General features: G+C 58.2%; 23 protein-coding genes. 12 read left to right on the top strand and 11 right to left on the bottom strand.

The annotated features are described in order from the left end of the window. Positions 1-63: 63 nt before the first annotated feature. Positions 64-471 (bottom strand): GNAT family N-acetyltransferase, encoded by a 408-nt coding sequence (locus FHK95_RS04385; protein WP_235906713.1) that lies wholly within the window; start codon positions 469-471, stop codon positions 64-66. 129 nt (positions 472-600) lie between these two features. Here FHK95_RS04385 and FHK95_RS04380 point away from each other — a divergent pair, with 129 nt between their 5' ends. The 4 genes from FHK95_RS04380 to FHK95_RS04365 all read left to right on the top strand — a co-directional run bounded on the left by FHK95_RS04380 (position 601) and on the right by FHK95_RS04365 (position 2,756). Further along, positions 601-1,029 (top strand): universal stress protein, encoded by a 429-nt coding sequence (locus FHK95_RS04380; RefSeq protein WP_150303399.1) that lies wholly within the window; start codon positions 601-603, stop codon positions 1,027-1,029. Between the two features lie 175 nt (positions 1,030-1,204). Then, entirely contained in the window at positions 1,205-1,453 is a 249-nt protein-coding gene (locus tag FHK95_RS04375; RefSeq protein ID WP_150303398.1) for a DUF2789 domain-containing protein, read from the top strand. A gap of 88 nt (positions 1,454-1,541) precedes the next feature. After that, a complete protein-coding gene (locus FHK95_RS04370) occupies positions 1,542-1,733 on the top strand; it encodes a CsbD family protein (protein WP_150303397.1) in 192 nt (63 codons plus the stop codon). A gap of 129 nt (positions 1,734-1,862) precedes the next feature. Further along, on the top strand, positions 1,863-2,756 hold the full coding sequence (locus tag FHK95_RS04365) for a CAP domain-containing protein (RefSeq protein ID WP_150303396.1): 894 nt from the start codon (positions 1,863-1,865) through the stop codon (positions 2,754-2,756). A gap of 93 nt (positions 2,757-2,849) precedes the next feature. On the opposite strand, the gene FHK95_RS04360 is transcribed toward FHK95_RS04365, so the two are convergent. Both FHK95_RS04360 and FHK95_RS04355 read right to left on the bottom strand, forming a co-directional pair. Continuing rightward, positions 2,850-3,131 (bottom strand): peptidylprolyl isomerase, encoded by a 282-nt coding sequence (locus tag FHK95_RS04360; protein ID WP_150303395.1) that lies wholly within the window; start codon positions 3,129-3,131, stop codon positions 2,850-2,852. 62 nt (positions 3,132-3,193) lie between these two features. Continuing rightward, on the bottom strand, positions 3,194-3,811 hold the full coding sequence (locus FHK95_RS04355) for a flavin reductase family protein (RefSeq protein WP_150303394.1): 618 nt from the start codon (positions 3,809-3,811) through the stop codon (positions 3,194-3,196). A gap of 78 nt (positions 3,812-3,889) precedes the next feature. Here FHK95_RS04355 and FHK95_RS04350 point away from each other — a divergent pair, with 78 nt between their 5' ends. The 3 genes from FHK95_RS04350 to FHK95_RS04340 all read left to right on the top strand — a co-directional run bounded on the left by FHK95_RS04350 (position 3,890) and on the right by FHK95_RS04340 (position 5,111). Further along, a complete protein-coding gene (locus FHK95_RS04350; RefSeq protein WP_178114708.1) occupies positions 3,890-4,171 on the top strand; it encodes an ORF6N domain-containing protein in 282 nt (93 codons plus the stop codon). Between the two features lie 74 nt (positions 4,172-4,245). Further along, positions 4,246-4,632: a DUF6152 family protein gene (locus FHK95_RS04345; RefSeq protein ID WP_150303392.1), complete on the top strand. Its 387-nt coding sequence runs from the start codon at positions 4,246-4,248 to the stop codon at positions 4,630-4,632. A 5-nt stretch (positions 4,633-4,637) separates the two neighbouring features. Beyond that, the gene (locus FHK95_RS04340; RefSeq protein WP_150303391.1) at positions 4,638-5,111 is read left to right on the top strand and encodes a DUF2214 domain-containing protein; all 474 of its coding nucleotides are present in this window, start codon (positions 4,638-4,640) and stop codon (positions 5,109-5,111) included. A 44-nt stretch (positions 5,112-5,155) separates the two neighbouring features. Here FHK95_RS04340 and FHK95_RS04335 read toward each other — a convergent pair whose 3' ends face one another. The 4 genes from FHK95_RS04335 to FHK95_RS04320 form a co-directional block, all read right to left on the bottom strand. Beyond that, entirely contained in the window at positions 5,156-5,338 is a 183-nt protein-coding gene (locus FHK95_RS04335; protein ID WP_150303390.1) for a hypothetical protein, read from the bottom strand. 88 nt (positions 5,339-5,426) lie between these two features. Further along, positions 5,427-6,056, bottom strand: coding sequence for a class I SAM-dependent methyltransferase (locus FHK95_RS04330; protein WP_150303389.1), 630 nt, complete (start codon positions 6,054-6,056; stop codon positions 5,427-5,429). Between the two features lie 159 nt (positions 6,057-6,215). Beyond that, positions 6,216-6,554 carry a DUF3135 domain-containing protein gene (locus FHK95_RS04325; protein ID WP_150303388.1) on the bottom strand — a complete coding sequence of 113 codons (339 nt, stop codon included), beginning with the start codon at positions 6,552-6,554 and terminating at the stop codon, positions 6,216-6,218. 269 nt (positions 6,555-6,823) lie between these two features. After that, entirely contained in the window at positions 6,824-7,429 is a 606-nt protein-coding gene (locus FHK95_RS04320) for a cell wall hydrolase (RefSeq protein ID WP_150303387.1), read from the bottom strand. Between the two features lie 279 nt (positions 7,430-7,708). Between FHK95_RS04320 and ppnN the strand changes: the two genes are divergently transcribed. Then, entirely contained in the window at positions 7,709-9,079 is a 1,371-nt protein-coding gene (gene ppnN, locus FHK95_RS04315; protein WP_150303386.1) for a nucleotide 5'-monophosphate nucleosidase PpnN, read from the top strand. 105 nt (positions 9,080-9,184) lie between these two features. Further along, positions 9,185-9,544, top strand: coding sequence for a YgaP family membrane protein (locus tag FHK95_RS04310; RefSeq protein WP_150303385.1), 360 nt, complete (start codon positions 9,185-9,187; stop codon positions 9,542-9,544). 127 nt (positions 9,545-9,671) lie between these two features. Here the strand turns inward: FHK95_RS04310 and FHK95_RS04305 are convergent, their stop codons facing one another. After that, entirely contained in the window at positions 9,672-9,962 is a 291-nt protein-coding gene (locus FHK95_RS04305) for a hypothetical protein (protein WP_150303384.1), read from the bottom strand. 243 nt (positions 9,963-10,205) lie between these two features. On the opposite strand from FHK95_RS04305, the gene FHK95_RS04300 reads away from it, so the two are divergent. Continuing rightward, positions 10,206-11,243, top strand: coding sequence for a sodium:calcium antiporter (locus tag FHK95_RS04300; RefSeq protein WP_150303383.1), 1,038 nt, complete (start codon positions 10,206-10,208; stop codon positions 11,241-11,243). A gap of 46 nt (positions 11,244-11,289) precedes the next feature. Here the strand turns inward: FHK95_RS04300 and FHK95_RS04295 are convergent, their stop codons facing one another. Further along, positions 11,290-12,636 (bottom strand): alpha/beta hydrolase domain-containing protein, encoded by a 1,347-nt coding sequence (locus FHK95_RS04295; RefSeq protein ID WP_206668534.1) that lies wholly within the window; start codon positions 12,634-12,636, stop codon positions 11,290-11,292. A gap of 248 nt (positions 12,637-12,884) precedes the next feature. On the opposite strand from FHK95_RS04295, the gene FHK95_RS20200 reads away from it, so the two are divergent. Beyond that, the gene (locus FHK95_RS20200; RefSeq protein ID WP_235906712.1) at positions 12,885-13,013 is read left to right on the top strand and encodes a DUF3568 domain-containing protein; all 129 of its coding nucleotides are present in this window, start codon (positions 12,885-12,887) and stop codon (positions 13,011-13,013) included. A 249-nt stretch (positions 13,014-13,262) separates the two neighbouring features. Then, on the top strand, positions 13,263-14,348 hold the full coding sequence (locus tag FHK95_RS04290) for a 3-deoxy-7-phosphoheptulonate synthase (protein WP_150303382.1): 1,086 nt from the start codon (positions 13,263-13,265) through the stop codon (positions 14,346-14,348). An 85-nt stretch (positions 14,349-14,433) separates the two neighbouring features. Here the strand turns inward: FHK95_RS04290 and FHK95_RS04285 are convergent, their stop codons facing one another. Further along, entirely contained in the window at positions 14,434-15,270 is an 837-nt protein-coding gene (locus FHK95_RS04285; protein WP_456239136.1) for an alpha/beta hydrolase family protein, read from the bottom strand. A gap of 590 nt (positions 15,271-15,860) precedes the next feature. Further along, a complete protein-coding gene (locus tag FHK95_RS04280) occupies positions 15,861-17,879 on the bottom strand; it encodes a PAS domain S-box protein (RefSeq protein WP_150303380.1) in 2,019 nt (672 codons plus the stop codon). Between the last annotated feature and the right edge of the window lie 44 nt (positions 17,880-17,923).

Genomic DNA, 17,923 nt, shown 5'->3' with positions numbered 1-17,923 from the left:
CTGGCTGCGGTGTGCATGCGAGTCGATATCGGTATACGTCGTCGACACGCCGAGATGTGATATTCAGCCCGGCTGAACCAGCGCGACCAACTGCTTGGTGCGTTGATAACGCACCAGCCGATCTGCCAGTTCCGCCGGTAGCACAGGCCGGGACTGATAACCGCGTTGCACATAGAACCCTTCCAGCTCCGGCCTGGCGAACAGCCAGATGGGTCCCTGCGTCACGCTGCGGGCCTCGGCGAGCAATTGCGTTGCCAAGCCTCTTCCCCGTTGATCCGTCGCGATCAGTAGATTGGTCAGCCAGGTGCCGTCCGCAATCGGCTGAAGACACAGCGCGGCTTTGATCTCCGTATCACGCAGTACCAGAACCTGATGGCGTGAGCGCGCTTTCATGCGGCTCGCCTGCGACCGATAGAACTGGTTGGCCATGGGTATGGCAATCTTCGGCAAGCACTCGAAACAGAGCGTCACAGTCGTTTCCGCAACAGGATTAATGAACAATCTTGCTAATCCTCTTGATCGAGGTCAACCCGGGGTGAATGACAGCTGCCACAATGGTTATAGTGACAAGGCCACGATTAACAATAATGAGGAAAGGTTATGCAAAAGGTTCTGGTCCCATTTGACGGTTCGCCTTCAGCCAAGCGTGCAATTCAGTATCTGGTGAATTTCTCGAAGGAATATCCTCAGCTCACGGTGCATGTGCTGAACGTACAGCCTGGGCCCAAGCTCTACGGCAACTACGTGTCAGCTACCATGCTCGATCAGCTTAACGCTGGTGCCGAAGATCATGCCAAGGAAATCGTTGCAGAAGCCGCGGCCGAGCTTAAGGCCGCGGGTATCGTCTGCGAGACCCATACTGCGGTGGGAGAGGTGACTTCCGCGCTAGTGGAGGCAGTTACCCGTCATGGATGTGACACCGTCGTGATGGGTACGCGCGGCATGGGTAGTCTCGGTAATCTGGTCATGGGGTCTGTCGCCACGCGTGTGGTCCATGATTCACCGGTTCCGGTGTTGTTGGTCAAGTGATCGTCTGCGTTCCCTGCCAGGCGCAGCGCATGGCAGGGAACCGATATCACTCAACGACCCTCTACTTACTAGAGCCTGTCGAGGTGTCGCCGCAGCAATGACCCTCGGCGGGCTCTGGGTTAACCAAGCACGCGACCTGGAGCCGGCTGTTCCGGCGCCTGATAGAGGAGTCATCATGGATCTGCTCAATAAAGACCTGAGCCTGCTATTCGAACAACTGGGTCTGGCATCTGATCAGGCCAGCATCGACGCATTCATTGCCAGCCACTATCCGCTGCCCGACGATGTGAAAGTCTCTGAAGCCCCATTCTGGAACGAATCACAGGCGGCTTTCCTCAAAGAGTCGATCATGGACGATGCAGACTGGGAGCCGGTAGTCGATGAGCTCAACGTGCTGCTGCACGAGAATGAGCCCCATCATTGAAACGAGTTGTGTACGCAGTGGAACTGTCGTCCCGTATCAGGATCGATTGTATGTACCCACTGGATACCTAGCAGAGAGAGGCATGATCATGGGAAGTACAGGTGACAAGCTGAAAGGCAAAGCAAACGAAGCGATGGGCAAAGCCAAGCAGGGTGTCGGCGAAGCCACTGATAACGAGCAGACCAAAGCGGAAGGCAACGTCCAGGAAACCAAAGGCAAGGCGCAGGGTGTGAAGGGCGACGCAAAGGATGCCGTCAAAAAAGGCGTCGACAAGGCGTAACGGCCGCTGCGATCAGCGGTAAACGAATAAACCGGGAGCCGATGCTTCCGGTTTTTTTTGGACGACAGAATGTTCGGCTGCGGTTGGTTGTCCAATTTGACATCTCTGGCAATACGGAAGATCTCAATCATGTTCCCAGAATTAGGTGGTCTGTGGCAGAAGGTAGCGAGCCGCCGGTATGCAGTAGCCTTGTTGTGTTTATTGCCCGCGGCGCTGTCGACTCAGACAGCAGTGGCCGATGACGCCGACGAGCTGATGAGCATGATCAACCAGTTCCGTGAGACGCCGCAGCGCTGCGACGGTCAGGAGGTTGAGCCGGTCGGCCCGCTGGCCCCCAATCAGACGCTCTCCGAAGTCCGTCTGGATTCGGAGTCTCAGTTGCAATCGCTGTTGCAGCAGGCTGGTTATCAGGCCGCTGGCGCGCAGGCACTCGCCTTTGCTGGACCCGATAGTGCCGACATGGCGATGCGCATGATAAAGGAGCGTTATTGCAGCGCACTGCTTGACCCGCAGGTGGCGGATATCGGTATACGTCAGGATGGCAACAGCTGGCAGATCATATTGGCGCAGCCATTGCTGGATGAGGATCTCGGTGATTGGCAAGAGGCCGGCAAGGCGATATTGACGCATGTGAACGAAGCTCGCCGTTCAGCAAGACGTTGTGGTGGTACGGAGTACGAAGCGGCACCGGCGTTGCGGTGGAACGCCAAACTGGCAGCAGCGGCGATCGAGCATAGTGAGGATATGGCCCAGCAGGGTTACTTCAGTCATGCAGACAAGGACGGACGGCAAGTCGACTCACGCGTGCGCGATCAGGGCTATCAGTTCAGCCATATCGGCGAGAACATCGCGGCGGGGCAGGGGGCGGTTGAGCAGGTGGTGGCAGGGTGGCTCGCCAGCCCGGGACACTGCGCCAATATCATGGAGCCGTCTTATACCGAGATGGGTGCAGCCTACGTGTTGAACCCCGATGCAGCGACTCCGATCCTATGGACCCAGGTATTCGGCACGCCGCTGCGGTAATTCCCGCCGATATATTCCGCCTCTTTCGGCTGTTGGCGGGCCCTCGTGGTGCGATCGGGAGCCTGAGACGCCGTAAAAGAGGCGGAGCGTTAATCAGTCCTGGCGGCTGGTGACCTGCAACAGGTGGTAGCCGAACTGCGTTTTTACCGGACCCTGAACTTCATTGATCGGCGCGCTGAATACTACGGTATCGAATTCCTTGACCATCTGGCCTGGACCGAATGTGCCAAGATCACCGCCCTGACGGCTTGAAGGGCAAGTTGAATTCTCACGGGCAACCTGTGCGAAGTCAGCGCCGCCTTCGATGGCGGTCTTCAATTCATTACATTTCGCTTCGGTGGAAACCAGGATGTGACGGGCTGTAGCTTGGGCCATGAAATATGCTCCTTTAAATGGGAGCGAGCAGGTTACCCCAACCGGCCTTATGTCGACAGGCCCTATGTCGGCCGAGTCATGCGAAACAGTGATTCCGGTTGTATCGCGAAGTAATCAGCCGGCCCGCCGCCACGCAACACATGCTGCGCCGTGGCTGTATCGTAGATTCCCTCCTTGAGCATGCGGTGTGCTATATGCACCGCAACGACTTCGCCAAGAACGAGCCAGCTGGGAACCAGGCTCTTATCGGCGCGTTGCAGCTGGATGATCTGCGTCACCTTGCATTCAAAGGAGACGGGGCTTTCGGCCACCCGTGGCGGGGCAATCAACCGTGACGGCGCCTTGGTCAGATTGCCCAGCTCGAACTCGTCGACCTCAGGCGCCACCATGGCGCAGGTCTGGTTCATGGATTCAGCGAGCGGGTAGGTGACTAGGTTCCAGGTGAACTCGCCGGTCTGCTCAATGTTATTCAGGCTGTCCTTGCGGCCGATACTGGAGAAGCCGACGATGGGTGGTATGTAATTGAATGCATTGAAAAAACTATAAGGCGCCAGATTTACCTTGCCGGCCGCGTCAGACGACGAGATCCAACCGATGGGACGCGGTCCGACGATGGCGTTGAATGGATCATGCGGCAGGCCATGGCCCTGTGCCGGCTCGTAGTAGTGAAAATCGTTCATCGGATGGCCCTGAGCTGAGGATTCGCATTAACCTATCACATGCGCTCGGACCCGGGCATGGTAGCTGATGGAGGAACAATGGCAGGTATCGACGCAATCCAGTATGCAGGGCAGGAGACCTTGAGCTTCAAACAGCTGGACGAACTCAATGGTGTTCAGAAAGGTACTGCCTTTCGGGTATTCAAGCGCCAGCGGGAACAGCTGGTCGAGCAGGCGGACTATTTCTACCTGCCAGGCTCCGAGCATGAAGCCTTCATCGAATCACTCAAGGGTGCTGGCCAGATCTACCGCAGCACTACCAATCTGGTGCTGTTGACGCGCAGTGGTTACCAGCGTCTGCTCAGTCTGTCGGCTGAGTGAGCGCTGTCTCGCATCACGCCTACACTTGAATCAATAACGATCAATGGTTCGGGTCAAAAAAGGAGGGGCGGACAATGTCGTATCGATTGCCATCCATTGCAACAGCCATCCTGGCTGCCACAAGTCTCCTGTATGCGACACAGGTTTCGGCGCACCATGGTTGGTCCTGGGCCGAACCCGAGCAAATGGAGCTCAACGGCGTAGTCAGGAGCGTCAGCATGGCTCCGCCACATCCTTCGCTGGATGTCGAAACGCACGACGGTGAGAGCTGGTATATACAGCTCGGTAATCCAGCGGGTACTGCGCGCTCCGGTTTCGACGAAGACTCAGCTGAAGCCGGTGACGAAATAACCATCGTTGGCAATCGCAGCCTGGACCGCTCGGAGCTTCGTATGAAAGCGGTCCAGGTGACCGTGGGTGGGCGCACGTACGATATCTACCCAGAGCGTGTCGAGCAGTAGCACGAATGCAGGCATTGTGGACGGCGCTAGCGCAGCTGCCACCCGCGGTCTGGATCCGCGAATCAGGGACCGCCTATCTGCTGGTGAACGCCGCCCATATCCTTTCACTGGGATACCTGCTGGGTAACATCATCACCCTGGATCTGCGCCTGCTCGGGGTATTTAGGACGGTAGCGCTGAGCGCGGTGGGCCCGATGCTGTCCTCGGGAGCTGCAGCCGGCCTGCTGCTGGCGATTATCACCGGCGTCTGGTTGTTCAGCGTCGACCCCGCGTCCTATCTCGATAACCCCGCATTTCTCAGCAAGCTCGCCCTGGTGGCGCTGGGACTGCTCAACGCGGTGTGGCTGCACGGGCAGAATCGTTGGCGGACGGCTTTGTCAACAGGACGCGCCGATGCCATCGTGCGAATGCACGCCGGGGCTTCACTTGGGTTCTGGGTGGCTGCGGTGCTGGCGGGGCGCTGGATAGGGTTCATCTGACGGCGCAGATGAACCCTCTGGCTGGCATCACCCATAACGGGGAGTCAATGGCGGTCGTCGATGCCGTCATCACCTTCGCCGGCCTCGTCATAGTCTGGATCCTCACCGGGGCCACCTTCCCCCGCGTTGGCCATGGTGGTGTCGGGTTCTTCCTGGGAAGGGTCCGCGGCGTCTGGTTTTTTTTTCTCCGGCTTCTTCGGCTTCTCCGGTGCTTTCTTGCGAGTCATAGTGTCCCCAATGGTCAGCTGTTGTACCGATTGGAGAAACCTGGAGCGGCGAAGTTCAGCACCAGAGTGATTCTGCCCACTGCCCCCTTCAGCCGGGTTTGCGCCATACGCTCGCTAGCCAGGGCTGTTGTTCGCGGGGCAGGCCTGCGGGCCGGTAATAATGCTCCAGTTCCTCCATTCCTTGCTGATTCAGCAAGGCGCGCCAGGTGTCCAGGTCGTAATACGCGCCGTAGCGCTCACCATTCCAGCCTTCCTCGTTATGCCCGCGTGGATTGGAACTGAACAGCACGCCGCCGGGCTTCAAGGCCGCCATGAGCTGGCGCAACACCCCAGGCAGTTCCGCGCTGGGCACGTGGAACAGAGCCGCGTTGGCGAAAATGCCATCGAACTGCTCTGTCGGTAGATCCAGCGCGAGGAAGTCCTGAAGCCATACCTCGCAACCGCTATTGGCCTGGGCCATCTCCACAAAACGCGGACACCCATCAAGGCCGACGGCATGGTGACCCATTTCGCTAAAGGTCCGCAGATCGCGCCCCGGGCCACACCCGAAGTCGAGTATGTCCAGCGGAGCGTCGGCCTGGATATGGCGCAGCAAGGCATCGATATTCTGGCGCACGTCATGGTCACGGGTGCCGGCTTCGAACTGTTCGGCCTGGCGTTGGTAATGGCCGATAGTTACGGCGCTGACCTTCGAAAGCTCTTCGGTGGTGAGTGGCATGGATAAGCCGCCTTGGTCGTCAACATGGACTCCAAGTCTACTCGAGCCCGAGGCAGGATCGAATGTCGTTTGTCGTTACCTGAAGGAAATGGGTGGCGCGACGCCTGAGACGCTTCCTGATGTCCGACGGGCAGTCGGGCATCAGGCGTTCAAACGGCATCAGCGGTTGGGCTTGCTTCGGCGCAGCGGAATAATCTGCGCCGGCCTGGATTCATTGCGAACCGGCAGGGGACCGAGGATGCCGTCGCGCAGCTCAAGTGCCGAATCCATCATCATCTGCGATATCTTGATGCAGGCCTGCAGTGGGTTCTTTGCCATGCGCCGCTCAGCATCAATACGAAACACAACGCCGAGTAGTCTGCGGCGGCGTTCCGGGGGAGCGTTCCGCAGAATGTCTTCTGTCATCCTCTGCCTGAGGTTTTCGAGCTCCTCTGGCCGCTCTGTTGCCATTTCCATCAGTGTGTCAAAGCTGGGTAGTTCGGTGGCGTGTCTGGTCATGATTGCACCCCTGAAGTGTTATCCACGCGCTTACCCCGGTTGCGATGAGGCTCGGGTCAACCGTGCATTCCTTTGCTCAGACAGCTTGAGGCGTGACCTGGACCGCTCAGTTCCAGGAATCAGAGTGGGACCTCCCAACCCGACAATCAGCCAGGTTGGCTGCAGATCAGTCGAACTCTCATTGAGACGTACGAGAGGTAAATTCCGACTGGCCCTACATACAGAGACCCGATAGTGGCCAGTTAATTCCGCATTGCCCTGCGCCTGATCTAGTTGGGCTTGTAGAAGAACAGATCGCCGATCTCGGCGGTTTTGACGAAGGTGTCAGACCAGCCGGGGGCGACGCTGCGGTCATGGAAATACAGCGCTCCGTCGGTTCGATCCTTCAGTTGCCCGTTGAGCGCCTTGCGGGCAATTTCTGTGGCCATCCGATAGGGCTCTTCTTCCTGAACGGTGTCGGAGCGACCGTCACACCACCAGGAGAATTGACAGGCGCCCTGTTCGGAGCCCTGTTTTACCACCTCGCAAACCGTTTCCGGAAAGCCGCCGTCGGCCAGTCGGTTCAACACTACGCTGGCCACCGCTTCCATGCTGTCTGCCCCGTCGCCCTTTGCTTCCCAATAGATCGAGCGGGCCAGGCAGGTGATCGCATCATCCAGTGGCGCCTCGCCGGCCGGATCTACCGCGCGGGATTCGGCCTTGGTGATGGTGTCGTCAGGATCCGCCCGGGTGACATCTCCTTGCTCGGCAGTGTTCTGCTCGAGCGTCTCCGCCTTGGTGATCGCTGCTTCGGCTCGTTCTGCCATGTCAGCTGACAGGGGCTGGCTCAGACAGGTCAAAGCCGTCAGGTAAATCGCAATCCGTGTAAGCCGCATGACGGTAGTCTCGCTGCAGTGTCGCGTGGGTGGCGGACTTTCAGTGTAGTCCGCGGTAGCTGCTTTGATGAATTGAACAATGCAATGATCCGACGCCGGGCAGGCAAACTATTCGCCCAGCCGATTGTCGTAGGTGCTCCCAGCTCGATCGACGCTCGTCTTGTCCGGCGCAGGATGGCCGTTTCGCAAAACCCGTCCCGGTATTGATATGTCGCTTATGCGACGGCTGGACGAGGCTGGAGTAAGATTGGGCAATATCACACCTGGCCGGAATTCAGAATGCAAAGACAAGTAGTCAACGTTTCAGTAAATCCGCGGGGCAGCCTGGAAACACTGTCCCAGCTTGAAGTCCAGCAACTTAGCGAGGCCGGCTCGGGCAAAACCTATCGGCTGTTTCGCCAGTGTGCGCTGGCGATTCTAAATACCGGGGCCCTGATCGATAACGCCAAGACGATCCTCGAGGCCTACGAAGATTTCGAAGTGAAAATCCGCCAGCAGGACCGGGGCGTGCGCCTTGAGCTGATCAACGCACCGGCGGACGCCTTCGTCGATGGCGAGATGATCGCCAGTACCAAGGAGATGCTCTTCAGTGCGCTGCGCGATATCGTCTATACCGAGAGCGAACTCGGCAGCCCACGTATTGACCTGACCGATTCACAGGGCATTACCGATTACGTTTTCCATTTGCTGCGCAATGCTCGCACGCTGCGTCCGGGCCTGGAGCCGAACATGGTGGTGTGTTGGGGCGGCCACTCGATCAGCAGTGACGAGTACAAGTACACCAAGAAGGTCGGACATGAGCTGGGGCTGCGTAACCACGACATCTGTACTGGTTGTGGTCCGGGGGTCATGAAGGGGCCGATGAAAGGCGCCACCATTGCCCACGCCAAACAACGCATCCGCCATGGCCGCTATCTGGGTCTCACCGAGCCGGGAATCATCGCCGCCGAAGCGCCCAATCCTATCGTCAACGAGCTGGTGATTCTTCCCGATATCGAGAAGCGCCTGGAAGCCTTTGTACGCGTCGGTCATGGCATTATCATTTTCCCCGGTGGCGTCGGCACGGCAGAAGAGTTTCTCTATCTGCTGGGGATATTGCTGCATCCCGCTAATGAAGACGTACCCTTTCCGGTGATCCTTACCGGGCCCGCCAGTGCCGAGCCCTATCTGCATCAGGTCCACGCCTTTATTGGCGCCACCCTGGGCGAGGCCGCGCAAAAACGTTATCAGGTGATCATCAACGACCCTGCCCAGGTGGCACGGGAGATGACCAAAGGGTTGAAGGCCGTCACCGATTTTCGCCGTGAGCGCAACGATGCCTTCCATTTCAACTGGTTGTTGAAGATAGAAGAGACTTTTCAGCGGCCCTTTGATCCGACCCATCAGAACATGGCAGGTCTTGAGCTGAGCCGTGATCTCCCTGGGCACGAGCTGGCAGCCAATCTGCGTCGGGCGTTCTCGGGCATTGTGGCGGGTAACGTCAAGGCTCGGGGCATCCGCCGGATAGAAGAACATGGTCCGTACGAAATTCGCGGCGAAGCCGCAATCATGGAGCCGCTAGACAAACTTCTGGAATCCTTTGTCGAGCAGCATCGAATGAAACTGCCAGGCGGCGCGCCGTACGAACCCTGTTATCGGGTGGTCAGTTAAGCGATCCGCAGCGAGCCAGGGGGAAGGTATTTGTCCAGCAGCTGGAACGCTTGCTCGCTATCAGGGTCATCTATTAACGATGTGCCTTACCAGGAGATCAGTTAGATGATGAACAAACTGTATGACCCGAACGCACCGCAGAACGTCCAGGGCTGGGAGCGTGCCGCGTCAGTGGCGGGTGGCCTGATGTTACTCAAACGCGGCCTGCGCACCGGCGGTCTGGGCAGCGTGCTGGAACTGGCGATTGGTGGTATGGCGCTGATGCGCGGTGTGACCGGCCAATGCGAGATGAAGCGCCAGCTCACCGAGCGGCAATCCGGCACGCACCAATCCAAAGAGCGGTATAGCCACATGCCTATGGATTCGGAAGTACATAGCCCCGATTTCCAGGATCCTGCGACGTCCATGCCGGACGCCACCCCCATGGGGCATGAAACCCACCCGAAATCGACCCCAGGACTCTAGGCACGGGAGAACGGGAGAGTTGGCTTCGACTGGTTATTCGAGTCCAGAGGCCTTGAAGCGCAACGAGCAAAGGGCCAATGGGCCCTTTGCTCGTTCTGCGGCATAAGGAACTGCCGCGATGCCAGGGTCAGTTAGCCTCATCGTCCTGAGTATCGGTTTCATTCGCCTCGCCACTGCTCACGGGGTCTTCAGCAGGATAGGTCTTCTTATACGGACTGGTGTGGGTCGCGCCATCCATTTCTTCACCAGGCTCGGGGCTGCGGTTGCTATCCATGCCGCTTTGCTGATTGCTGGATTGATTGCTGGTCGCGCTCTGACCTGTCTTGTCATCGCTGCCTTCCTGGGCCGCCATGGCGGGTCCTGCCAGGCTAAAACTAACGAGCAGAGAAGCGGTGATCAGCGTCTTGAGAGTAGGCATAAAGCGTGTCTCCTTGGGCATGGCCTCGATTCTGACCGCCCCTGTGTCAGGCGGGCTCGGGCCGGTCGATGTAAATAACGTCGAATGTACCGGGGCCAGTCGCCAGAACACGACGCTGCGGCACCCGGGTGCACAGCCGGTAGACTGCCAAACCGCGCACCCCGTTCAATTGGCTAGCACGCTTCTGGTTGCAGACCCTGGCGCGTTGGGAAGACCCTTTGCCGGTTCGTGAAAGGAGATAGTGTGGATATCTTCAGTCCCATAACCTGGACCCTGACCGAAAGTATTCTGGTGTTCTGTCTGTGCGCGGGCGTTATCACCGTGCTGGGAACCCGGATCACGCGGGTGGTAGACCAGTTGGCTGATCGAACAGGCTTGGGCGAGGCAGTGGTTGGTGCGGTGTTGCTCGGCGCGGCGACCTCACTGTCAGGTGCGGTGCTGTCTGTCACGGCCGCCTGGAATGGTCACCCTGAGCTGGCTCTGGCCAATGCTCTGGGTGGCATCGCTGTGCAGACGCTGTTTCTGGTTGTGGCAGACATGGCCTATACCCGGGCCAATCTGGAGCATGCTGCGGCCTCGGCACCGAATATGCTCCAGAACGCACTGCTCATCACCTTGCTTGGCCTGCTGCTGTTATCCCCCAACTTGCCTGATGTCACCCTCTGGAGTATCCATCCAGTTACCCCGACGTTATTGGCGTTGTACGTCTACGGTATCAATCTGGTCCGTAAAGCCCGTACTGATCCGATGTGGCATCCTCAGATGACCGATGAGACGCGTGAAGACACGCCGGATGATGATCCGGCAGCGCCCTCGCTTGCCAAGCTGTGGGTCAGTTTCTTTGTGCTGATGGCAGGCCTGGGCGTCGCTGGCTGGTTGCTGGAGCCTGCTGCGGCCAATATCGCTCGGCTCACTGGCCTGGGTCAGACCACAGTAGGCGTGTTACTCACCGCCGTGAGTACCTCGATCCCTGAACTGGTTACCTCCATTGCGGCGGTACGCAGGGGGGCTTTGACCTTGGCCGTTGGCGGGATTGTCGGCGGTAACGCATTCGATACATTGTTTACGGCGGCGTCCGATATCGCCTACCGCGACGGCTCTATCTACCACGTGATGTCCGACCAGATATATTTCTGGATTTCACTCACCATCGTCATGTCCGCCGTATTGATGATGGGCTTGATCAGGCGTCAGGAGCAGGGGCCAGGGCGGGTGGGCGTGGAGAGCCTTGGAATTGTCGTGCTGTATGCGTTTGGTGTGGCGCTGCTGGTGCTGGGGTAAGTGAGGTGGAGAAGAGCAGGGCCTCCGTGCCCCGCAGACATGCCTGTTATTTCCCCCGGCGTCCTTTGGCAACGTCGGACTTGGCTGCTTCCCTGATGGTCAGCAAGCCATCCGCCGGCAGGATATAGCCGTCCGAGACGTTGCTGCCCGCGGCTTTGGTCACCTTGGCCACGTAACGACCGTGGTTTCGATAAAGTTCTCTGAGCTGCGCTTCACCGAGTGGCTCATAACTGCCGAACAGGAAGCAGAACGTCTGCCCTGCGTTATCGCCGGTATTGATCGCGGTCGGTACGGCAATTTGCGATAACTGGATGCCGCCCTGGGCCAGGCCGAGCTCGTTGCGCACCTTGGTGGTGCCCTCGAATTCCAGATAGGGGGCGGTGGGGGGCGCGTCCCCGTCGATCCAGTCGACCAGATGGTCATGTGCCGCGACCACTACATGATGCAGGGGGATCCGGCTGAAGGGTTCAGCCACACATTCGTATTCCGGGGCACCATCCGGCAGGTCGCGTTCGGACAAGGGTGCCCGGTAGACCTGGCCCTGGTATCCGGAATGTGCAGCCCCGGCCACTTCCCAGCGGCGATACACATCACTGTCGGGCCGTCGTCCTTCAGGCGTTCTCACGTCCGTCTCGGACAATACGTGGAAGACGGGCTCGGTGCCGACGCGTGATGGCGCGGGCCCCACAACGAAGTTGTATCCATCAAACACCGGGTTATCGACCTGGGGAAGGATGTTGTCGTAGTAAACCGTCATCCGACCAGCCGATTGTGAGCCGCCCACTGCCAGTACTTTCTCGACATCCAGGCCACCCATGGGGTCGATGCCCGCTGGCTGACGTACTGCTTCAGCTGCCTGAGCGAAGATGTCATAGGACAGTTCATCTGTGTTGTAGACCCCGCCGCCCGTTACATCCAGTTCTCCATAGCGGGTCGGGCTCCATTCGCGCAGGTGATCAACCCCCACGCGCTGGGCGGATACGCCGACCCAGGCGAAGCCGGCACGCATGAGCTGCTCTCCGTGCCAGAGTGCGTCGAGATCATAGCCAGCCGTTACGTTCTGCCATTCCATGACAACCGTGCCGTTGAACTTGCGCGGCGACGTCGGGCGCCGAATGAGAATGCGCGTACGGTAGGGCACATCGTCGGCGAGTTGTTCGCCTGAGACGCTGTAACCGGTTGCGGTTCCGGATAGATAGAATTCTTCTTCGACATAACCCCGGCGGGCCAGCGCGTCCTGAGTGGCGAAGAACGGGTAGGTGTTTTCCAGCTCCGCTGCCAGCGGGTCACCAGGGGGCGAGCCCGGTATAGGGCCGTCGATAGCTGGCGCCGCAAACAGGCTGGTCGACCAGCACAGACCCAACGCCAGGCCAGCCAACAGCGGAAGTGACATGCGGACAGACTGCGTCCCGCCATGAGGTGAAGCAATTCTTGTTCGAATCATGTGGGGGGCTCCAATATTCTTATTGTGAGACGATCCGGACGTATGTCCAATATTGGTACTAGTTCTGCACTTCGTCTATGTCAAGGCAAACGCTCAAGTACGTCTGTTTGAGGCCCGAATTAGCGTGAATTGCCGTGCGGCTGTTGCGTCTCTCCCGCTTGATCCGCTAAAGTCTTATCAAATCAATGGAGATACCCATGCCACTGCTGCTCGAAAGTCTGATTACCCCCGCAAGTGCCCTGTGCGCTGCGTTGGTGGCTGGGCGTTCGGTTTCCGCTGGCAAGTATTTCTATTTCGGGTATTGGTTTAGCCACTGGCGCGCCTGATACCCACAGGCGGCCAGAATTAACGGGTCGCCACCAGAGAATTCATAAACCCCGGTCGGCAACCCGACCGGGGTTTTTTCGTTTCTAGACTGCGCTACGAGGATATGACCATGTACAACTACTGCAACGACGTTCTGTTTTCCTACCGTAACTGGCGATTTAGCAGCGCTCTGCGCGCACCCGCACGATGCCTTGAACGAACACCAAGATAGAGCCGGCGGTTTGACCGCCCGACAAAGGAAAGCATTCATGAACGCCAATGTTTCAGCCCTGACATCCAGTGACCTGACCACAGCGACCGCGATCACCCCAAGCCTGCAGCGCCGTAGCGCCGAGCCGCTTCCCACGCCCGCTCAGTTGCGTGGCCGCCTGCCGCTTAGCCCCGAGCTAGCCGATTCAATCCGGCAGCATCGCCGCGACATCCGCAGTGTGCTGAACGGTGAAGATCCTCGCCTGCTGGTTGTGGTCGGCCCTTGCTCACTGCATGACCCTGATGCCGCCATTGAATATGCCCAGCGTCTGGCTGAGCTGACTGCTCAGGTTGGTGACCAGCTACTGTTGGTCATGCGCGCCTATGTCGAAAAGCCACGAACCACCATCGGTTGGAAAGGGCTGCTGTACGATCCGCGGCTGGACGGCACTGGTGACATGGCCGAAGGGCTGGCGCTGTCACGGCGGCTGATGCTCGCAATCGCGGAATCGGGCTTGCCGATTGCCACTGAACTGCTTCAGCCAATGGCCGCCGGCTACTTCGATGATCTGCTCGGTTGGGCTGCCATTGGAGCGCGCACCAGCGAATCGCAGATACACCGAGAGATGGTCAGCGGCCTCGATCTGCCGGTGGGCTTCAAGAACGGCACGGACGGCAGTCTGGGTATTGCCTGCGACGCCATGCGGTCGGCTGAGCACGCGCACCAGCATTTCGGAATCAACGATCAGGGACAGCCAGCATTGATTCAGACCCACGGCAATCCCGATACCCATCTGGTGCTGCGGGGCGGTCATGCCGGCCCCAATTACCATCCTGAGGCGATAGCTGCCGCGCGTGTCGCTTTAGCGCGTCAGGGCATTGATGCCCGCCTGATAGTCGACTGCAGTCATGCCAACAGCGGTAAGGATCCTCTCCGCCAGCCCGCAGTGCTCGATTCCGTTGTCGAGCAGCGTCTGGCCGGTGAACAGGCACTGCGTGGTGTGATGCTCGAAGGTCACCTGTTCGAAGGGTGTCAGCCGCTCTCGTCCCGCCTCGAATACGGCGTTTCCATTACCGACGGCTGTCTGGGCTGGAGTAAAACCGAAGCGGCATTGATGCGCGCGGGGGAGCGGTTGCGTAGGTAGTCAGCGGCGGCTGGATCGCAGGCTGTTCAATAAAAAACCCTGAGGCCATAACAGCCGCAGGGTTTTTGCTTCAACAAGCTGCGATTTAGCTGCAGTTGCCTCGGTACTCGGAGATGCTGCGATCCGATTCGTGTCGTGGTCCGCAGATAAACTGCTGGTAGCGCTGATCCTTATCCAGGTGCACCTTCATCCAGGAAACACCGAGCCGGCTGAGAACATCGTTATTCGACCCGCCCCCGTTGGCGCAGTAGTGAGAGCCTCGGCTGATTTCAACAAAAGCCTTGGGCGTACTAGCCGGTATCTGGTTGTAGAACGGCGATGCATGGCTGCGCACTGGTGCGATGATGTCCGACTCGCAGGCAAATATCAGCGCCGGCGTGTTCACGGTACGGAAGTTGGTAGTGTCCCAGGGCGCCAGGGGGATGACCGCATCAAGACGACCTTCCTTGGCGACGCGCAGACTGCCACCACCACCCATGGACCAGCCGACTACGCCCAGACGCTCAGTATCGATCATGCCTGACACGGCGCTGCCGCGGGCGTTGTTCTGATCAATCAGATAATCAAGAGCTGCGTTGATCTGACGAGCCCGGCTCGGCGGTTGGTCGAATCCTGAATTGGTATCAATGGTCATAACCACGAAACCATGGGAAGCCAGTTTGGGTCCCCACCATTCGATGGACGACTCAGCCGAAACAAACCCGGGGATAACGACGATGGCCGCCATAGTGCCCGTGGTGTTGGTAGGGTAATGAATGGTGCCGCCACCGAAGCCGCTGGTGAAGCTCGACACATTTTCAGTCCTCACCGAGAACGGCCCGTTTCGAGCTTCGAGCATGGAAACGCTTGGATCTGGGCCGCGCTGATAACTGCTATCAGGGTTGCCGGGATCAGTGGGAGGTGGGACTGGGTTTGCTGCCATGGCAGCAGCCGACAGGAATAGGGCGCCTGCGGCGAGAAAAGAAAGTGCCGTTTTCGGCATATTTTTGTTGTTCATTATAACTCCGATAAGTTGCTCGATTATTAAACTGAGTGCTATTCCATGATGGCCAGGACATCGAACTACCGCGGGCCGGAGTCAAGGTTGTAACGTTGTATTTACGCACCGTCAATGCTCAGAGGAAAAGTCCACCCTTATGGGGTAAGAGTATTATTTGAGACATATTAGGTCGGGGTTTTGTTTTCGGTCTGAGTTTGGTGCGTCGTATTGTAAAGTTAGAGATGGATCATATTCATATTTCGTAAATTTGCTAATATCACCCATTGGGGCGATGTTTTAGAGTTTTGTTAAATGTTTGGCAAGCGTGCTTTTATATTAACTTAATAAATAGATGTTTAGGCTGGCTGTTTGGCAACCTGAATCAAATCCTGGCGAGTAGAGTGATGGTTATTTGATGCTGTTTTGCTCTGCTGAGAGCGATGGGGAGCCTGTGCCGGCCCCCTACACACCACAAAAGTCCGGGATCATGCAGCCCAGTCGTTTTCCGGCGCCTCAGCGGCTCGGCCACGGATTCAGTCGATTTCGGAAATCAGACTTCTCACGCGTCCGCCCAACTCGCTCATCGGAAAGGGTTTGGTCATCAAGGCGGTGCCGCGCATGCTGGCTGCTTGCTCCAGCTGCGGGTCTGCAGCAAAGCCAGTAATAAACAGCACTTTGAGGTCCGGCCGCTGGGCACGGAACGTTTCAGCCAGAGCTCTGCCGTTGCTCGCGCCCGGCAGTCCAATATCCGTGATCAGCAGGTCTATAGGCTCTTCCTGCTCAAGTACCCGACAGGCCGATTCGCTGTCTTCGGCTTCGCTTACTCGATACCCCAGCTCACGTAATCCCTCGCTGATCAGCACACGCACCAGCATTTCATCGTCCACCACCAGAATGCTCTCGCCATTGGCTTTTGGCAGTTCATGATGAGTCTGTTTTCGGGTTTCACGTGGTCGATGATTGTCGCAAGGGAAAAACATGCTGACCGTTGTGCCTAGCCCTGGTTCGCTTTGAAGTAGGGTAGAGCCGCCGGACTGCTGCGTGAAGCCATACACCATGGACAGCCCCAGCCCCGTTCCGTCGCCAATGTTCTTGGTGGTGTAAAAGGGGTCAAACGCGCGGGCAACCACGCTGCCATCCATCCCCACACCGGTATCGGTCACGGCGATGCAAATGTACTCGCCTGCTTTCAACGACAGCTCATCGGCATGCGGCTGATCGAGTGTGAACTGACGTGTTTCGATCGTCAGGGCACCGCCGTCCGGCATTGCATCGCGGGCGTTGATAGCCAGATTGAGAATGGCATTCTCCAGCTGCTGGGGATCACAAACAACCGAGCCGCGTGCTGCAAAGTGGCAATTGACCCGGATGTTCGGGCCCACCGTTCGCCGGATAAGGTCTTCCAGCTCTGAAACGACCTGTTGGGGCGAGATCGATTTGGGTGCCAGCGATTGTTGGCGGGAGAAGGCCAGTAACCGGTGGGTGAGCGCGGCGGCTCGATTGACAGAAGTTAGTGCCATGTTGCTGTAACGCTGCAGGTTCTCGGTCTGGCCCGACTCCATGCGTTGCTGCATGACCTCCAGGCTGGCGCTGATCCCCGCCAGCAGGTTGTTGAAATCGTGGGCGATGCCACCGGTGAGCTGTCCTATCGCCTTGAGTTTTTCGCTTTGAACGAGCTTTTCTTCGGCCTGTTTGCGCTCTCTCGCCTCGATGGACAGTTTATCCAGAGCTGCTTGAAGTTCTGCAGTACGTTGCGCCACTCGCGCTTCCAGTTGATCGCGGCTCTGGGTGAGCGCTTCGCGAGCACACACCTGGTCGTCGATATCGGTAAGCGTGCCAACCCATTCCAGCAGCTCTCCGGTGGCCGAGTGTACCGGTGTGGCGCACGCCTGGAACCAGCGGTACGCGCCGGTTTCGGCGCTGCGGATCCGGCATTCGAACTCGGCGGGTTGTGCGCTTGAGCTGTTTTGCCAACCGGCCCTTACGCGCGCGTGGTCTTGCGGATGAACTGCAGCCATCCAGCCTTTGCCCTTGCTTTGTTTCGTGGACAGACCGGTGTGAACTGTCCATTGGTCGCTGGCCCACACCCAGTTATTGGTATGTGCTGCGCGCCAGACCAGCTGCGGGATGGTGTTGATCAGTGAGCGCAGGCGTTGTTCGCTGCGCTCCAGCGCCTGTTCGGCCAGTTTGCGGTCGGTAATATCGATCGTGAACTCGAAGGCAATGTCATCGTCGAGCATCTTGGCGGCGAACAGTGCCCACCAGCGAGAGCCATCCCGTCGGATATATTCTTTTTCGTAGGGCGTGGTCTCCCCATAGGTTCTGAGTTCAGCCAGGGCATGCTCTGACGCTGCAACCCATTCGGCAGGGGTGAGCCTCTGCCAACTGAGTTCACCGGACTCCAGCTCAGCGCGGCTATATTGAGTGGCAGCGAGAAAGGCATCGTTAGCGTCCACCAGCCGGCCCGTCATATCCAAATAGATGACGCCAATGGCCTGGATCTCAAGGGCCTTCGCCAGTCGCTGATTGCTTATGCTGGACGTTAAATTCATTGCCTGTCCTGTTTGATGATCTTCTATGGAAATGACAGCATTAT

Source organism: Pseudomonas saliphila (assembly GCF_008638345.1).
Taxonomy (GTDB): domain Bacteria; phylum Pseudomonadota; class Gammaproteobacteria; order Pseudomonadales; family Pseudomonadaceae; genus Halopseudomonas; species Halopseudomonas saliphila.
The sequence above is the reverse complement of the archived record's forward strand: the minus strand, read 5'-3'. Positions and strand labels throughout refer to the sequence as shown.

Bases quoted from the DNA above. Each gene is read 5' to 3' on its own strand.
- FHK95_RS04380 (WP_150303399.1), top strand. From the start codon at position 601: ATGCAAAAGGTTCTGGTCCCATTTGACGGTTCGCCTTCAGCCAAGCGT.
- FHK95_RS04375 (WP_150303398.1), top strand. From the start codon at position 1,205: ATGGATCTGCTCAATAAAGACCTGAGCCTGCTATTCGAACAACTGGGT.
- FHK95_RS04370 (WP_150303397.1), top strand. From the start codon at position 1,542: ATGGGAAGTACAGGTGACAAGCTGAAAGGCAAAGCAAACGAAGCGATG.
- FHK95_RS04365 (WP_150303396.1), top strand. From the start codon at position 1,863: ATGTTCCCAGAATTAGGTGGTCTGTGGCAGAAGGTAGCGAGCCGCCGG.
- FHK95_RS04360 (WP_150303395.1), bottom strand. From the start codon at position 3,131: ATGGCCCAAGCTACAGCCCGTCACATCCTGGTTTCCACCGAAGCGAAA.
- FHK95_RS04355 (WP_150303394.1), bottom strand. From the start codon at position 3,811: ATGAACGATTTTCACTACTACGAGCCGGCACAGGGCCATGGCCTGCCG.
- FHK95_RS04350 (WP_178114708.1), top strand. From the start codon at position 3,890: ATGGCAGGTATCGACGCAATCCAGTATGCAGGGCAGGAGACCTTGAGC.
- FHK95_RS04345 (WP_150303392.1), top strand. From the start codon at position 4,246: ATGTCGTATCGATTGCCATCCATTGCAACAGCCATCCTGGCTGCCACA.
- FHK95_RS04340 (WP_150303391.1), top strand. From the start codon at position 4,638: ATGCAGGCATTGTGGACGGCGCTAGCGCAGCTGCCACCCGCGGTCTGG.
- FHK95_RS04335 (WP_150303390.1), bottom strand. From the start codon at position 5,338: ATGACTCGCAAGAAAGCACCGGAGAAGCCGAAGAAGCCGGAGAAAAAA.
- FHK95_RS04330 (WP_150303389.1), bottom strand. From the start codon at position 6,056: ATGCCACTCACCACCGAAGAGCTTTCGAAGGTCAGCGCCGTAACTATC.
- FHK95_RS04325 (WP_150303388.1), bottom strand. From the start codon at position 6,554: ATGACCAGACACGCCACCGAACTACCCAGCTTTGACACACTGATGGAA.
- FHK95_RS04320 (WP_150303387.1), bottom strand. From the start codon at position 7,429: ATGCGGCTTACACGGATTGCGATTTACCTGACGGCTTTGACCTGTCTG.
- ppnN (WP_150303386.1), top strand. From the start codon at position 7,709: ATGCAAAGACAAGTAGTCAACGTTTCAGTAAATCCGCGGGGCAGCCTG.
- FHK95_RS04310 (WP_150303385.1), top strand. From the start codon at position 9,185: ATGATGAACAAACTGTATGACCCGAACGCACCGCAGAACGTCCAGGGC.
- FHK95_RS04305 (WP_150303384.1), bottom strand. From the start codon at position 9,962: ATGCCTACTCTCAAGACGCTGATCACCGCTTCTCTGCTCGTTAGTTTT.
- FHK95_RS04295 (WP_206668534.1), bottom strand. From the start codon at position 12,636: ATGTCACTTCCGCTGTTGGCTGGCCTGGCGTTGGGTCTGTGCTGGTCG.
- FHK95_RS20200 (WP_235906712.1), top strand. From the start codon at position 12,885: ATGCCACTGCTGCTCGAAAGTCTGATTACCCCCGCAAGTGCCCTGTGC.
- FHK95_RS04290 (WP_150303382.1), top strand. From the start codon at position 13,263: ATGAACGCCAATGTTTCAGCCCTGACATCCAGTGACCTGACCACAGCG.
- FHK95_RS04285 (WP_456239136.1), bottom strand. From the start codon at position 15,270: ATGGCAGCAAACCCAGTCCCACCTCCCACTGATCCCGGCAACCCTGAT.
- FHK95_RS04280 (WP_150303380.1), bottom strand. From the start codon at position 17,879: ATGAATTTAACGTCCAGCATAAGCAATCAGCGACTGGCGAAGGCCCTT.